This is a genomic window from Blautia sp. aa_0143 (assembly GCF_004167315.1).
GTDB classification, from domain to species: domain Bacteria; phylum Bacillota; class Clostridia; order Lachnospirales; family Lachnospiraceae; genus Blautia_A; species Blautia_A fusiformis.
This window is the reverse complement of sequence record NZ_RCXU01000047.1, coordinates 1-16,184: the sequence shown is the minus strand read 5'-3', so window position 1 is coordinate 16,184 and position 16,184 is coordinate 1. Positions and strand designations below refer to the sequence as shown.

Genomic DNA, 16,184 nt, shown 5'->3' with positions numbered 1-16,184 from the left:
AAGTCGTGCTCTTCGCGAATTCTTCCTTGTTTTGGTTCAAGGTTACGAACGAGCACCGCGAGTTTCGCAATTACCTACAAATATATAATACAACATTACCGAGGACCAGTCAACATTATTTTTTATCACAATATAGGTCCTTATCATGGTTATCTTTATAATCGACATTTACTTTTTCCCAGGCGATCTATATGTTTCCTGTGCATCGTGGAGCAGGGCGACCAGCACGGAGAGATTGCCGCCGCAGTGTTCATACAGCCATTCCAGCACGGAATCCGATAAATCCATCCCCTCTTTCGTATACTGATATCCAAACAGCAAACGGCAGACTTTTAAGAACTCTTCCCCGAACCCCAGCGGGCCGTACTGCAAGCCCAGGGAGCGGCGGGCCAACTGCATGGCCTGTTCAAAAAACGGGATACTCTCCGGTGTGCCTACCATACAGATACTGATTCCGGAGTTATTGATTAACTGTGTCAGCATCCCGACCAAGGATTTCCCATTCCGGCTATTAGCCACATTCTGTATCTCATCCACCACCAAAAGCCCGATGTGGTTTAAGGCTACCTGGCTCACACTTCCAATGAGCATATCAGTAGTGGCTCTTGCCCTTATTGCATTTTTGTAATAGTTGCTTTCCAGCACTTCATCCACCTTCCGCAATATCTCTAACAACAGGCCTTTTACGGAGGAATCAAAAGGACACTGCACTACGATACAGGGTGCAATCCTGCAATACGGTTTTTCTATCTCCAGGACTTCTTTTTCCGTTATCAGACTGATAGCCCTGAAGACCGCCGAACTCTTCCCAATCCCGGAGACTCCCAGGATGGTAAAGGAATCTGAACCGCCGATGATTCCCTGGTATCTCCTGCCCCGGATACCCTTTCCATTCTCGTACTGCTGGCGGACAGCCTGCAGGGATTCCTTTTTCTGCAGGGACCGGAGGACACCCATATACAGTTTATGGTAAATCTCCACGGACATCTGAGAGGGGATATAGATGTTATAGATATCCGATAATGCCATCAGCCGCTCTGTGCTGCTCTTTTCCCGGATGGCAGGCGTATATCCCGGATATTCCCCCAGGCGTTCCAGCAATCCCTCTCCGTTCAGCATTTCCGGCATCCTTTTTATCATCTCATTCATGAACAGCATCTCCCTTCACAACATCTATATGGCGTTTTCTCTGTTCCCTCTGCCTGGTCTTCCGGATGTTCCGGATTTTGGTGTCTTCTGCACTTGCCGCTTTTCCTGCGATGCCCCGGATATGGCGGGCCAGGTCAATCTTCGCCTGCTGGTTCTCCAGAGCCGCATTTTTCACCAGGTCCCCGCACTGATTCCTAAGTACTTCCGCTTCCCCAAAATCCTTTCCCCGGAAGCGGCTTTCTATCAGTTCAAAAGGCTGATATGCTCCCTTCTCAAGGAGCCACACCTGGCCCACATCATCCGGGTTATAAGCAACCGTCACTTCCCCGCCTTTTAAATACTGCTCTGTATATCCCGAAGCCCCATAGCGCAGCCCCTGGACTTTCAGGCCCGAACGGGTAAAACGCCCGGTGGTCCTGGGAAGAAGGGCCAGTACCAGTTCTTCCCTGGAAACGGAAATGAGATTGGCCCCAATCTGCTCCCTGCCCCAGGCAAAGACCGATGCCGCAAACGGCCGGACTCCGGCATCCAGCATGGTTTTTGTATAAGGGAAGTTCTCCAGGATTCTCTGGCTGTTGTAATACAGGATGCACCGGAGGATGACCGTTTCAAAATCCCGCATCGTCAGGCAGGCATCTTTCCGGTAGTCCCTGGCTCCCCGCTCCTGATAATCCGGTTCAATCACTCCTTTTCCCTTTAAATGCTTCTTATACTCTGACTGTATCAGGTCAAAGAACTTTTCCACCGGGCCTTTCAGTTCCGGCCGGTATGCTGGCAGGTTCTGGACCGTCACGCCCAACTCCGTTATCTGCTCAAAGTTCCCGGAGGTGTACTCTGTTCCCATATCCGTCAGCATGATTCCCGGCAGGCAGTCACTGTCCCACTGCTCCTTGCTTATCAGGATTCCGAACTTCCTGCACCATTCCACCTTGTCTGCAATTACATGGAGCATCAGGTTCCGCAGGGAATACACACCACCTTCCCACAAAAGGCTGTATCCGTAACAAAACGAACTATACGCATCCACACAGGCCACCAGCATCGGACGTCCTACCAAATGCCCGGCATCATCCACTAGGTAGATGTCACAGATGGTCGCATCCAACATCCCCACACCTACGGAGGAAAACTCCTGGACACCATCCCCAAGGAGGGGCCGGTGGTTCCGCTGGTAGTCCTTCAGACCATCCCTGGAGATATAACAGTTCTGCAATTTCCTGGTCCTGCTGAAAAAATACCGGAACTGATGGATGGACGGGTGATGCTCCAATAGTTTTCCTGTTCTGTCACAGTACTTTTCCTTTAACATCAGGGTATATGCGGTGGAAATGCTCTGCCGCTCCCTGGTGTAATAAAACTTATTTAACGCCCAGCGCATGTTCTTCTCATCCTGCGTCAGGTCCCGTTCTTCCTTCTTTTCTTTCGGGGCCAGGGCTGCAGGGTCCTGGTACACCAGATATGTCCAAAGATAATTCTTTACAGTGTTCTGGCTGACCTGGTATCTTTCTGCAGCCTCTGCGATAAGCAGGCTCCTTTTCTTTTTCTCCCCTGCAAACGGAAGGATGGAAGATATCACCGTAAACCGTTCCCGCATGACCTTTCTGGCTGCGGCTGACAGTCCTTCCGGAACCTCCTTACCCATCTCTGCCAGGAAATCCTCTTCTGCGATTTCCACATCTTTCCTCAGTTCCTCCTGACTTATCCACCTTGGCATGGACCGTTTCCCACAATCTATGGACAACACCGAATCTTCTTTTTCTTCCAGGACCCGCAGGATGGTCCCTTCATGCCGGAACAGTTTATTTTTCCTCATTTATCACCAGCCCCCAATCTGTAACACCGTTTCTTCTCCAGTACTCCATTGACGCATCCAGCAGCCTCACAGTCATTGGTTTCATCAGGTGCTTTCTCTCCACACATTCCCTGACCATCAAATCCCCGTCCTGTTTCACACAGACAAAATCCATCAAAAGCAGTCATCCCAGCGTCCCAAATCCCATTTCCCAAAAACAGTTTCCGGGAGCCGGAAACCCGTATAAATCCAGCATTCCCAAAATCTTTCTTCCCAAAAAGGCCTCCCGGAAATGCCTTTTTTATTTTTCACTATGTCCTTTCGCACCCTCTTTTGACACTTTTTTCGTAATTTCATTTGTCAAAACCGGGACGGCTTTATCCATAAGATATCAAGATAATCCTGCTGCAACAGACTATCTTTTTTATTCTTTTTTCGGACAATCTTTCCGCGCCCCTCCTTTTTTTCTGTTCACTTTTTAAATCTCTTTTTCTTTTTTTCACAGACCTTTGATGCCTGGTTTTTGGCTTAGTTAAGCCTTTTTTAAGGTTTCTTTTGGGTTTCTCTTCTCTTTTTTCCATTAAAAAAACCCTGTTCCAGGATTTCTTCTGAGACAAGGTTTTTGGTGGTTCTTTTGGGTTTATTTTTCTTCTTTTGGGCTGGAAGCGGATGAAGATTGAATAAACGGGAGGCACTGGTTTTTGACAAGGGATGTTACGAAAAAAATGTCAAAAGGCAGTGCGAAAAAATATTTGCCTTTACTCGAATTCCAGACAGACAGTACGGAGTATTAACGCATATAGACGATTTTAAAGGCTTTTTAACCAGTTAAGAGCAACATAGCCACATAATCTAAATTTTAAAAATGCAATAAAAATGCAATGAGTGACACGACTACTTGCTATACTTCCATCGGCTTCTTCTTGATACCAACACTATGAAAAGTCCGATTACAATTAAATATACTTTGAAAGGAAGATCACCATGAATTACAAATTAGAACTCAAACAAATCGTGGAATTTCCACGCTGTCGCATTTACCGTGACTTCATACAAACTTTAATCACTACCAAGAGCATCCGAACTACCGGGGGCTCTTTTCTTTTTTATTATCTGGTATTATGCTCCTATGCAAATTACCGCACATCCTACCGCCGGATGGAACACATTACCTATACCATTGGTCCAGGAGAGTGGATCTGCACAGTCACAGATCTTCAGGAATGGTTTCGCTGCCGTTTCCAACATCAAGCGTTGTCCATCCTTCGATTTTTTGAAGAGCAGAATTACATTACCTACTCTCTTCTCGGCAAAAACCGCCTGGTCAAATTCAAAATATCAGACTGGCCCAAAGACAATACCGTATTGGAATACAACTATCCCTGTAAAAAAGATACAGGGTTTTTCTTTTTCCCGATTGCCAAAGTTCACGAACTAATTGGCATTGGAAAATGCTCGGAAATGGATGTTATTCTGGATCTGTGGATTCATGCAGTTTACAACGATTCCTCTGTCCTGGGATCTGATTCCGGTCCCATTGTCTATTACCGGGATAATACCGGAAATCCCCTTACCAGCTTTAATGAACTGGGTGAAAGGTGGAGTCTGTCAAAGGCATCGGTATCACGACTCTTGAAGAAACTGGAGGAAAAAGAATACATTACACTTATCTCATTTACAGGAAAACACGGAAGCGTAATTTATCTCAACAATTACCTGTCCGTGATGTTTAATATCAGCGACGTTATGATTGACAAGGAGGAGATCGCTATGAAGATGCAATTACCAATCCATGTACCTGAAGAAATCACTATTGAGGATTCTGCTTCTGTTAGCGTTTCAGAAACTGTCACAGACTCACAAATCACCGTTACAAAAAATGATTCCTGCGTTCCAGATTCACACATGAAATTTATCGTGCAAAAAGTCGCAGAACTATTGGATTCACAAGGGATTCCATGTTGCCACTGCTCCAAAACCCGCTATATATTATCTCCATTATCAGCCTGCAAAGATATATTTAATACATTTACTCTAAATATTATCTGTCCCTACGGAAATGCCGCTTATCGGTTTGAGTTGTCCGTAAGTCCAGGGGATGAGTCTGCCCAAAAGATGCCTGCCGTGGCAGAGCCTTCTGCACTGAAAGGGGGGGAATAGACATGGCAAACCGCAATACACAGGGATTTCCTTCACCCGAAGAAGATCCACGTTTTCACGACACCTATCAGTTTTTACGCAGATACCGGGATGCAACCTACAGCCTGAAGGTAGTCGTACACCAGATGGAGCACCAGTTTAAGCTCCAATACGACAATGACATCGACAAATTTCTGGACTCCATCTATGCTGCCGGGGCTGATCTTACCGGAAGCGACATCGAACAACGGGCAAAAAGTATTGCCAGAAGCAACCAGATGCTGAAGCTTTTGGAATCATCCATCGATCTCCTCCGGAACAATCACAAGCATGGGGAACAGTATTACTGGATTCTCTACTACGCTTTTCTCTCTCCACAGGAAATGAAAAATACAGATGAGATATTGGATAAGCTGGCTCACCACATCACCAATATTTCCTACCGCACCTATTACCGGAAACGCAGGGCTGCGATTGAAGCACTCAGTACCATCCTTTGGGGATTTACTGCAAAAGAGACATTGGATACGCTCAACAAGTTCTTTCCAGAGTAATACATATCGCCTATCTCCTCGGCTTTTCGTAATATCATAAAAATGTTATACTAAAAAATGCAAAATATATATTGACTCTCACGGAACGTCATAGCGTACAGTTATCTTATCAGGAACAGGAGGTCAGCAACTATGAGGACAGTCAAAGAAATATCAGAACTTACAGGTATCAGCGTTCGCACGCTTCACTATTACGATGAAATCGGGCTTTTAAAACCAACACAAAAAAGTGATGCGGGATACCGGCTTTATGACGATAGGGCATTGGAAATATTACAGCAGATTCTGTTTTTCCGTGAGTTTGACATTCCTTTGAAAGAAATCAAAGCTGTTCTGGAGAATCCTGCTCTTGAAAGGAACCAGATCTTGCAAATGCAGAGAAAAATGTTGGTAGCAAAGAAAGAACGTATGGAACATCTGATTGCCAGCATTGATGATATCCTGAAAGGAGAGAATAAAATGGATTTTGCGATTTTTAGTAAAACGGAAGTTGAAGAAATGTTCCAAACTATGTTTGAACATATGCCTGACAATATGAAAGAACTTGCTGTAAAAGAGTTTGGAAGCATTGAAGAATGGAAAAAGCATTATATTAAGACAGTTTCATCAGAAGAAATGCAGAAAGGCTATGCTAAAGTTGTTGAGTGGTATGGAGGAAAAGAGCAATTCCTGTCTGTTGCCAACAATCCTATTAGCAAAGAGGCTGCAGAAAGTTACAACCAACAATTTGACAATCTTTTATACAAATTAGCAGCTAAAAAAGTATGTTCACCAGATTCTTCTGAAGTAAGAGAACTTGTTTCCGAATACGGTTTTCTTATGAAACAACTTTCACAGATAAAGAAAGAACACGGTCTGATGGTTGCACAGGCTCAATATTGCCGTAATGAAAAAATCAAACCTATGATAGATGAAAAATACGGCAATGGTACAGCCGAATTCTTCGCACAAGCTTTCGAAGCATTTTATAAAGACAAGTAATCATTAGAACTACACAAAAGCACAACAATACACCATGCAGGGAATCAAAATGGTTTCCTGCTTTTTTTATGCCAACCAGTGAAAATGGCACAGAAATGACCTGCTTCTGCGATTGAAGCGTAAAATTACCCATGCTACAATAGGTATTGCTTATAGTTTTCCTTATTTCCAGCACCCATAGATGGTGCTTTTTTTGTACCTGTAAATTCAATCGCTGACAGCAGGTTCTATGTACTTTGTACGTACACTATACTTACAATACCAAACGTATCCTGTACGTACAGCCATATGTATAAAGTTTCCTATTATATATAGAAGGGAGTCAATCATGAAAACAAGGAACGAAATCTATCAAGGAGAGGGAGCCAAGCTCTTACGGTTCATTACCACTTACCATACTCTGAGGTATGACCAGGTTTTACAACTTTTCTCCCGACATGAGCAGTCTATCAAGTCATTGATTACCAGCCTCATCAAACAAGGGCGCATCATTTACGATAAAGAGCATGACCTTCTTTGTGACAGCCAGCAGTCTGCTGAGAATCCTGACTATGCTATAATTACATGCTTCTGGGTACTGCTGGATTTTAAGAAAGGTGTTGTATACCACACCAGTGGCGAATTTCCAATCAAGCTCAATTTCTTTTCGCAAGATGAACAATACGAAATCATCTATATCGGTGAAGAACAGGAGGCTCTGATCAATCATGTGATGGAAAGTATCCCATCACATGGTTCCAAACGCCTGATTGTCTTAGAATCCGAAAGCCAGGCTGCCAAAATCACCATTGATGATGTAGCCGCTTACTGCCTTGTAAATGAATCCGGTGCTGTCAGTTACTACATGAGAAAGTAGGTTATTATGACGCAAAATACACCAACCATTTACCAGCGGCTTGAAAAACTGGAAGGGGAGCTGCAAAAACTGACGAATACCGTTTACGCTCTGAAGGTCACTGATATCCAGAATTATGATAAAAATTTTGAGGAACTGAGCGTCAGTGCTGCTCTTCGGGCGGAGCGGATTGCCTGCCAGATGCGTAACCTTGTCTGTCCGGCTCTCTCCCCAAATCAAGCAGCTTATCTTCCCAAAGCGGCAGATGCACAGGGAATGCGGATTGCAGAACAGCAGGGGATTCTCACCATTACGCTTCCCGGACTGCTTCCGAAACGAAGAGTCCACACAAACACTGCATTTCTCCATGAACCGCTTAATTATATGCTTCGGGAGTATGTAAAACAAAATGCCCTGCCCCTCTATCGTGACTGCGTGATATGTTTCAGTCAAATATATGACAGGGAACTTCCTCAAAGACGTATCCGGGATTATGACAATCTGGAGTTTAAACAGATTCTGGATACACTTTGTACTTATGTTCTGACAGATGACAGCGGCTTTTTCTGTGATTCCTACTACACGACACAGCTTGGCTTAAAGGACTGTACACTGGTATCGGTTATGGAAAAAGCTGACTTTCCGAAATGGCTGCAGAACCAGAAAAATCATCACGAAAGCATGTCGGAAAATCTCCTGACTTCTCAGGCAGAAATCCGACATCGGTAAGAACCACCGCAGGGAACTTTGTTTTCTTGCTTTTTTTATCTCCAAACCACCGGAGATTTACCCAAGTATAGGCTTGCATGGGTAAGAACTGAATTGAGGTGATGCTTATTTGATAAGACCTGACACTACGAAATACCGCTTACTGGAAATGATAGGGATGTGCGGGGAATTTCCCGCAGACCAGCTAAACAGACTCATCCCAAGTGCCTCCTATGCGGAAAAACTCATTACGGATTTGAAGGCGGAACACCTCATCCGTACCCACTACCGGGATGCTCTCAGAGGCTACCGTCTTACAAAAGCTGCGAAAGAGATGCTGTTATCTGTCTCGCCGCTACGCTTCCAGTGCTATCTGACCGGCAATACCGAGACGAACCTCATCCGAAGTGAAGTATCCCGACGTATCCGCTTACATCAGAAAGCCGAAACGTATCTGACACTCCTTCATGCCGGGATTCCCTTTTATCCGGATGTAAAACCTGACATCTTCTGTAATCACCGCGAAGCTGGTTCCATCGGTATGCGAAGCCTTCCTCTTTTTTACGCTTCCAGAGAAATTAAGGAATTGGGCCCGGAGACCACGAAGATTAGGAACTCCCGCAGCATGGGCATCCTGATGGCACCGCAATGTGTCTATGTCCTTTATAACACGGGAAACGGAGTCCTGAAATGGGAATATCGAACGGAAGTCCGCTTAAACGCCTTCCTGCAGCATTACCTGCAAGGCTACCCTTACAACGGACATCCACAGATCCGGGCAATCATGACCGGAACCGACATGGAAATGGCTTTCCGGCTGTTTACCAGTACCGGAGGCTACAAAAAGAGCCTGTTTATGCTGGACACCTCCTTCGAGCATTTCCATTACCTTCCCAATACTCCGGAAGGGGAAGTGCTTTTAAAACTGCTGGTTCACCCTGAGATCATGGAAAAGCTGGACAACCTCCTGCTGTCCGATCTGGGCTGCCGCAGCGATTCAATTCCACTGGAACATGATGCCACGGATGCTTCCGGGAACCCCATCCTTCTTGCTTATGATTTTGACATGCAGCGAATCAACCGGTTCAATACCGGCTTAAATGTATACGGCAGATCCGGGAACCTGATCTGTTTCGATTTTCAGATTCCGGTCCTGAAAAAATACTTAACTGCCACAATCCATTTCTCCAGTATTGACCTTTGCAAATTCAAAAGGGGGTTTTTACATGAACCGTAAATGGTGGAAGCTCATTTATATGCTTCCGATCACCTTCTGCACCCTCTATGCAGGAGGCTATGTTGCTCAATTTATCCGCAACTATCAGACCTGGGAATCTGCCGGCAATTTTGCCGGAAACGGAACTGCCCCGCAGATCCCCTCCCCGCACCCGCTCGCCTGTCTGGATGCCCTGACTGCTTTCCCGTACAATCTGTATGGGATTTTTCTATGTCTGGCAGCTTTTGGACTCCTGACCTTCCTTCTCATGCGTATGGGATTTGACCGAAACGGGGAAATAACAGACCGGGGCCGGAACCTGAATTATTCCACAAAGGGAACCTATGGGACTTCCGGTTTTATGACTTTGGAGGAAATGCATCAGGTACTGGAGCTTACGAATGATGTCAAGAAACACAAGGGAACCATTCTTGGAAAACTGAACGGAAAAGCCGTTTGTCTCCCGAAGGATACCCGCATGAACCGGAATATTGCCGTTTACGGTGCCAGCGGTTCCATGAAAAGCCGGGCCTTTGCACGCAACATGATCTTCCAGTGTGTTGCCCGCGGGGAAAGCCTCATCATCACCGATCCAAAATCGGAATTGTACGAAAGTACAGCCACTTACCTTGAGAATACCGGATATATCGTGAAATCCTTTAATCTTGTAAACCCGGAAAACTCGGATAGTTGGAATTGTCTGGGTGAAATTGGCGGACAGGAAACCATGGCACAGGTATTTGCTGATGTCATCATCCAGAATACCGGTTCTGCCAAAGGCGATCACTTCTGGGACAATGCCGAGATGAACTTATTAAAAGCTCTGATTCTCTATGTGGATCAGGGATTCCCACCGGAGGCAAAGAATATCGGACAGGTATACAAACTCCTGACCATGAGTTCGGAAAAAGAACTGAACAGCCTCTTTGACCTGCTTCCGGTCTCCCATCCGGCAAAAGTCCCCTACTGCATCTATAAGCAGGCAAGTGACACGGTACGTTCCGGCGTCATCATCGGACTCGGTTCCAGACTTCAGGTATTCCAGAACAAGCTGATCCGCCAGATCACTTCCTATGATGAGATCAACCTGACGCTGCCGGGAAAAGAAAAATGTGCATACTTCTGCATCACTTCGGATCAAGACAGCACTTTTGATTTTCTTTCTTCCCTGTTTATGACCTTCGTATTTATCAAACTGGTCCGTTATGCAGACACCTATGGGGAAGATGGAAAACTGCCGGTTCCGGTACATATCCTGGCTGATGAGCTGGCGAATACGGGAGCAATCCTATCGCTCAACAAAAAGATTTCCGTGATCCGAAGTCGAAACCTCAGTATTTCCTGCATTTTCCAAAACCTGCCTCAGATGCAGAACCGGTATCCCTTAAACCAATGGCAGGAAATCATCGGGAACTGCGACACTCAGCTATTTTTAGGCTGTACGGATGAGGTAACTGCTACATTTATCTCTAACCGCTCCGGTGATGTGACCGTTGGTGTCAGCAGCGAAGCCAAACAATTAAATAGCTGGAGGGTATCCGATTATACACCGGAATACCGCCAGACCAGATCCATCGGGAAACGAAAGCTCTTAACTCCGGATGAGATCCTGCGGCTCCCGCTGGATACTGCACTGATTATCCTGCGTGGTCAGAAGGTACTGCAGGTAGAAAAATACGATTACACCCTGCACCCGGATGCCCAAAAACTCATTCCCCGGAAGGCTTCCGAACATATTCCGGAATGGAGAAAAGGAGCATGTAGTGAAGAATATACGTACACTCCAACTATTCCTGCTTCCCACCCGAAAAAAACCGCTTCTTATGGAAAGCAGAAAAAGAAAAAAGCTGAACCGCACTTTGACCAGCAAAGCGTTTATCAGGAACCTGGCTATCACGATTTCCCGGATGACTTCTCAGCAGATAACTATTCGGATCACACAGACATGGTTCCTTTAGATAAAGATTCTATCATGTCATAATTTGAAAGGAGACACTATGATGCCAAACGAAACAACCAACACACCTATTTTAACTCTGGATTCCGATGCGAAGCTGGAAACAGCCCAGTCCATTTCAGACCTTACCTGGCATGAGATCCAGAATGCCTACCGTACCCGCCGGATCTTAACCGGAATGCTTGGCGGTATCGAGAAAACAGAAAACGGCAGCCTCATTGCCGTGGTTTACTACAAGGATTTCCGTACTGTCATCCCAGTAACTGAGATGATGATCCATCTCATGCAGGATGAAGCACACGATTATGGGGAGCTTGCTCTGCGGCAGAACAAAATCCTCAACAATATGCTTGGATGTGAGATTGATTTTCTGATTAAGGGATTAGATCCGAAGACACGCAGCATTGTCGCCAGCCGGAAAGAAGCGATGCTGAAGAAACGCCAGATCTTCTATCTGGATAAAGATGCTTCCGGAATGCCGAAAGTTTATGAAGACCGTATCGTGCAGGCAAGAGTCATTGCTGTTGCGGAAAAGGTAGTCCGGGCAGAAATTTTCGGTGTGGAAACCTCCATTCTTGCCAGAGACCTGTCCTTCGACTGGATGGGTGATGCCAGAGAACGCTTCCAGGTAGGCGATCACATCCTGGTACGCATCCTGGATGTGCGGGCAGACTCACCGGAGCAGGTCATTGTCCACGCAGATGTCAAAAGTGTGGAAGGCAACACCAGCAAGGAAAACATGAAAAAATGTAAGATTCAGGGAAAATACGCCGGAACTGTGGAAGACATCCATAAAGGCACCGTCTTTGTCCGGCTCTCCATCGGTGTCAATGCCATTGCCCACTCCTGCTATGACAGCCGGACAGTCGGGAAAAAGGATCAGGTATCCTTTGTGGTGACGCATATTGATGAAGAGCGTAATGTTGCCCTCGGCATCATCACCCGCATCATCAAGCAGACCATATAAGGCTTCCACCTTATTTTTAAATAGCTTTTTTTCATATACAGCACCAATTAGTCCAGCAAATACTCACGATACAGCTACATAAGGTGACAGAATAAAGTATTTTTCAGACCATTACCTTATTGTACTGAAAACGGTAACGTGTTATACTGATTCGGTATTACTGAACCGGAAAGACGGATGCATTTCGATTTTGCCCTCTAGTATCCAAGGAGGGTGATGCCCATGAATACAATGGAAGTATTGACTTTACTATTGGTAATTTTTGCGGCTTTGACTTATATAGATCGACATAATAAGAAATAGCATCCACGACCCTAGGAAAGTTTTGGATGCTATGACTTATACATAGAATATAAAATTTAACTGAGGGCATCAGATTTTGCATCTGAATACCTTTCTTGAGTTCATTATACACTGGGGGATTTGAGAAATCAAGTCCCCCTTTTTATTATGACATTGATTAGTATCTGCATTAAACATCAGAAATTTATATTCTTACTCACTGAAACGAATTCTCTCTATCAATGAATCTTTCCTTACTGACTTTGCAATGAATATTGCCAATAACATCTGTATCACAAACAATGTTAAAATTATAATAATAGCTGCTGTTACCGGATAATGGTATGTGCTGATATCAAACATTCCTGTACGCTTTGCATATAAAAACAACGGATATCCTGCAAGACTTCCCACTCCGATACTGATAATAAGAGTGCCTACTGTATAAAATATACCTTCCAACTGGAGCATCTTCATCAACTGACGGTCCGACATTCCGATTGCCTGCATCATGCCAAGCTCCTTTTTTCGCACATGGACACTATTGATCATTGTGTTAATCAAGTTCATAATGCTGATTGCTGCCAGAATGATGATAAATGCATAACATGCACCTCTAGTCATCTGTATGGCATTTTCCCATGTATCGTACTCATTCTTCCAGGTACGCATCTGCAGTCTGCCTGATCCATCCACAATAGCCTGTAGAGATGCTTCCAGTGCCTCATCATAATCCTTATCTGCAATCACCTGAAAATAGCTGGAAGAATTATTTATGGTAAGTTTCTCTGCCCCTTCTTTTGCCATGATAAGACAGTTATAGTTTGTCAGACCTGTTCCATATTCACCAATTGCTGCCACTTCAATCTCTTTTTGAAAGGTATTATCTCCATCATGAATATTGAGTTTCAGCTTATCTCCCACTTTAATATCTGGATACCAGTGAAGTAGCGCGCGGTCCAGAATCACTTTATCCCCGGATTTCAATTCCTCGTATGTGACATTGCCTTCAGTGATTCCTTTTTTCAGCTCTTCTGCGTATTCTTCCGGCACTCCATTGATAAATTCGGTTCCAATTTTTTCTTCAAAAGGTCCTCCTGATACCTTCAACGCGGTAAACACATCTACCCGCTCAACACCGTCAAGCTCCTCTATCTGCTGCTTTAGTCCTTCATTTAATGGATTATTCTTTTGAACCTCCGCCCATTCATATTCAGGATGCTCTTTATTCCCGGATTCCACAATTGGAGAAATCTCATATTGCCCCACAATCGAACTCTTTGCACTTTCCATCGGATTTGCACAAGACAGCACCGTTGCTACCATCATGACAAATATTCCGGTAACGGCCATAGATACAATCGTGATAGTACTCTTCTTTTTATTCTCTGCAAGATTTCTCTTGGTCAGTCGTCCGATATTCAGAAATTGATATCCCTTCCTGCTGCTTTTCTGTCGCTTACTGCCTCCCTGGTAACGCATAGCTTCTATTTCTGATATCTTCGCCGCCATACGCATAGGCTTCATCAGTGACAGATACACTGTACACAGAGTCACTGCAATTGCCAACAGATAAATCCACCAATAATAAAGTTGGACTTCTCCTTTAGCTACAACCTTGTATGCCTCTGTTATAAGTACGTTTGAATCCTTTGCATGTTCTACAAACTGGAGAAGTACAACTTTCACAGCAACTGTTCCGATCAAAAGTCCTATCGGAATGGCAAACAACGCCACTCCCATTCCCTCTCTTAGTACGATTTGTCTAAGCTGCCGTTTCGTAGCCCCGATTGCCTTTAACTTTCCAAATTCCCGAACCCTCTGGTTCATAGATACATAATAAACACTATAAATTGTGATAATGCCCGCCAATACAACAATAAGCATGATTCCTACAATCACCGGAATTGTAGCCGGATCCACATAATTTGCTGCAAGATACTCTTTATTAATATTCATGTCATCCTCGGAAATCCCGAACTGTCTGGCAATATTCTGTATCGTCTCTGTATAATCTGCAGTCGTATTTCCTTTCTGTCCATTCACCTGAAGTAAAAACCGATATTTCACCTGTTCTACCGGTATCTCCGCTTTCAGAAAGGCCTCTGAAACCAATGATGTATATTGTTTTTGTTCTTTGCTGCTCTCATTATCTGCTAAAAAACCACAGATTCGAAAGTCTTTCTCCTTCGTATAATCCAGTCCGTCATCTTTCAGAATCTGATAAGGTACTGTGATAGTGTCACCGATTTTCCCATTCTGTCCTAATGCTTCCAGTATTCCTTTTGAAACCACAATATCATTTTCTTTCTGCGGAAGTTGCCCCTCTTTCAGCTTCACTTTATAAAGTTCCATCCCTGTTCTGTCCATATACATCATGGAAACCGTCGCATCTTCCAGATTCATGTACCCCGCATCGCTGCGGAGTCCGTAAGTTTTCACATCATGATGTGCCGCCAGTTTCATAACTGTACTCTCGTCCACGTTCCGATAAAGGGCATGCCATGTTGGATAAATCTTATTGATTACCGCAAAGTTCACTTCCACCATATCTTTTCCGATTGATGGGATTACGAACAGCAGTAATGTTGTCAGGATAATGGCAATTCCAATCAGTATGTTTTTGCTCTTATAATGCCGCATATTGCAATATGCAACTCTGGTCGTCATCTTCATTATCTTCTCACCGCCTTGCCATCTTCAATGATAATCATTTCATCCGCCATCTGGGCAATCGTTTCATCATGGGTAATCATGATAAGCGTCTGCCCGAAATCCGACACGCAGCTTTTCAATAGGCTCATAACCTCTAGCTCAGTCTGGGAATCAAGGTTTCCCGTCGGCTCATCCGCCAAAATTATCGCCGGTCTTGTCACCAATGCCCTGGCTATCGCAGTTCTCTGTTTCTGTCCACCAGACAAAGCAGACGGCATCGCATCTTTCTTATCCTGCAGTCCGATTTTTTTGAGAATATCTTCCACTTCCCGCGGCTTTACCTTGCGATTATCAAGTCCCAGCGGAAGAACGATATTCTCCCACACATTCAGCGATGGAATCAGATTAAAATCCTGAAAGATAAATCCTATCTTCTTTCTTCGAAACTGTGCCAGTTTATCATCTTTTCGAGAATAGATATCGGTTCCATCAATCCATACTTTGCCGGAATCCGGTCTGTCAAGCCCTCCAATCAGATGCAGAAGTGTAGATTTTCCGGAGCCGGAACGTCCTACGATAGCTGTAAACTTGCCTCTCTCTATCTGTAAACTTGTATGATCCACGGCTCTCACCTGATTCTCGCCTTCTCCATAATACTTTACTAGATCTTCTACTTTTAAAATACTACTCATATCTTCAAGTCCCCTTTCCATTTCATACCCCTACTATAACATTCCTGCATTACAAAACCCTTACAACAACCATAACAGTTTTGTAAGGGTTCCGACTATTCTCCTATTATGAGCGGCAGTGTCACTTTAAATATCATACCTTTCTCAGCCTTTCTTTTGGCTGCTATTGTCCCCCCCTGTTTGTTAACTTCCAATTGTAGGTACAACTAAACAAAAATCCATTGCATATCAATTGTTAAAAACCTTGAAAATAAGCC

Annotated in this window: 14 protein-coding genes; 8 read left to right on the top strand and 6 right to left on the bottom strand. The window is 44.5% G+C overall.

Annotated elements, in window-relative coordinates; genetic code table 11:
• Positions 1–168 precede the first annotated feature (168 nt).
• The 4 genes from EAI83_RS16190 to EAI83_RS16180 all read right to left on the bottom strand — a co-directional run bounded on the left by EAI83_RS16190 (position 169) and on the right by EAI83_RS16180 (position 3,522).
• Positions 169–1,149: a TniB family NTP-binding protein gene (locus EAI83_RS16190; RefSeq protein WP_243113534.1), complete on the bottom strand. Its 981-nt coding sequence runs from the start codon at positions 1,147–1,149 to the stop codon at positions 169–171.
• Positions 1,142–2,962: a Mu transposase C-terminal domain-containing protein gene (locus EAI83_RS16185; RefSeq protein ID WP_129976148.1), complete on the bottom strand. Its 1,821-nt coding sequence runs from the start codon at positions 2,960–2,962 to the stop codon at positions 1,142–1,144. The genes EAI83_RS16190 and EAI83_RS16185 overlap by 8 nt, the downstream gene beginning before the upstream one ends.
• Positions 2,959–3,129 carry a hypothetical protein gene (locus EAI83_RS17365; RefSeq protein ID WP_161206361.1) on the bottom strand — a complete coding sequence of 57 codons (171 nt, stop codon included), beginning with the start codon at positions 3,127–3,129 and terminating at the stop codon, positions 2,959–2,961. The genes EAI83_RS16185 and EAI83_RS17365 overlap by 4 nt, the downstream gene beginning before the upstream one ends.
• 189 nt (positions 3,130–3,318) lie before the next feature.
• Positions 3,319–3,522 (bottom strand): hypothetical protein, encoded by a 204-nt coding sequence (locus EAI83_RS16180; RefSeq protein ID WP_129976146.1) that lies wholly within the window; start codon positions 3,520–3,522, stop codon positions 3,319–3,321.
• Positions 3,523–4,306: 784 nt separating this feature from the next.
• Here EAI83_RS16180 and EAI83_RS16175 point away from each other — a divergent pair.
• The 8 genes from EAI83_RS16175 to EAI83_RS16140 all read left to right on the top strand — a co-directional run bounded on the left by EAI83_RS16175 (position 4,307) and on the right by EAI83_RS16140 (position 12,298).
• A complete protein-coding gene (locus EAI83_RS16175) occupies positions 4,307–5,101 on the top strand; it encodes a MarR family transcriptional regulator (RefSeq protein ID WP_243113533.1) in 795 nt (264 codons plus the stop codon).
• A 2-nt stretch (positions 5,102–5,103) separates the two neighbouring features.
• A complete protein-coding gene (locus tag EAI83_RS17100; RefSeq protein ID WP_005333547.1) occupies positions 5,104–5,634 on the top strand; it encodes a hypothetical protein in 531 nt (176 codons plus the stop codon).
• A 132-nt stretch (positions 5,635–5,766) separates the two neighbouring features.
• The gene (locus tag EAI83_RS16165; RefSeq protein WP_129976144.1) at positions 5,767–6,615 is read left to right on the top strand and encodes a MerR family transcriptional regulator; all 849 of its coding nucleotides are present in this window, start codon (positions 5,767–5,769) and stop codon (positions 6,613–6,615) included.
• Positions 6,616–6,943: 328 nt separating this feature from the next.
• The gene (locus tag EAI83_RS16160) at positions 6,944–7,471 is read left to right on the top strand and encodes a DUF5697 family protein (RefSeq protein ID WP_005333543.1); all 528 of its coding nucleotides are present in this window, start codon (positions 6,944–6,946) and stop codon (positions 7,469–7,471) included.
• 6 nt (positions 7,472–7,477) lie between these two features.
• Positions 7,478–8,179: a DUF6100 family protein gene (locus tag EAI83_RS16155; protein ID WP_005333541.1), complete on the top strand. Its 702-nt coding sequence runs from the start codon at positions 7,478–7,480 to the stop codon at positions 8,177–8,179.
• 109 nt (positions 8,180–8,288) lie between these two features.
• Positions 8,289–9,395: a hypothetical protein gene (locus EAI83_RS16150; protein WP_022415648.1), complete on the top strand. Its 1,107-nt coding sequence runs from the start codon at positions 8,289–8,291 to the stop codon at positions 9,393–9,395.
• Positions 9,385–11,355: a VirD4-like conjugal transfer protein, CD1115 family gene (locus EAI83_RS16145; RefSeq protein ID WP_129976142.1), complete on the top strand. Its 1,971-nt coding sequence runs from the start codon at positions 9,385–9,387 to the stop codon at positions 11,353–11,355. Before EAI83_RS16150 ends, EAI83_RS16145 begins: the two co-directional genes overlap by 11 nt.
• Positions 11,356–11,371: 16 nt before the next feature.
• On the top strand, positions 11,372–12,298 hold the full coding sequence (locus tag EAI83_RS16140) for a S1 RNA-binding domain-containing protein (protein WP_005333538.1): 927 nt from the start codon (positions 11,372–11,374) through the stop codon (positions 12,296–12,298).
• 495 nt (positions 12,299–12,793) lie between these two features.
• On the opposite strand, the gene EAI83_RS16135 is transcribed toward EAI83_RS16140, so the two are convergent.
• Together EAI83_RS16135 and EAI83_RS16130 are read right to left on the bottom strand one after the other, a co-directional pair.
• A complete protein-coding gene (locus EAI83_RS16135) occupies positions 12,794–15,256 on the bottom strand; it encodes an ABC transporter permease (RefSeq protein WP_129976140.1) in 2,463 nt (820 codons plus the stop codon).
• On the bottom strand, positions 15,256–15,927 hold the full coding sequence (locus EAI83_RS16130; RefSeq protein WP_172676439.1) for an ABC transporter ATP-binding protein: 672 nt from the start codon (positions 15,925–15,927) through the stop codon (positions 15,256–15,258). The genes EAI83_RS16135 and EAI83_RS16130 overlap by 1 nt, the downstream gene beginning before the upstream one ends.
• Between the last annotated feature and the right edge of the window lie 257 nt (positions 15,928–16,184).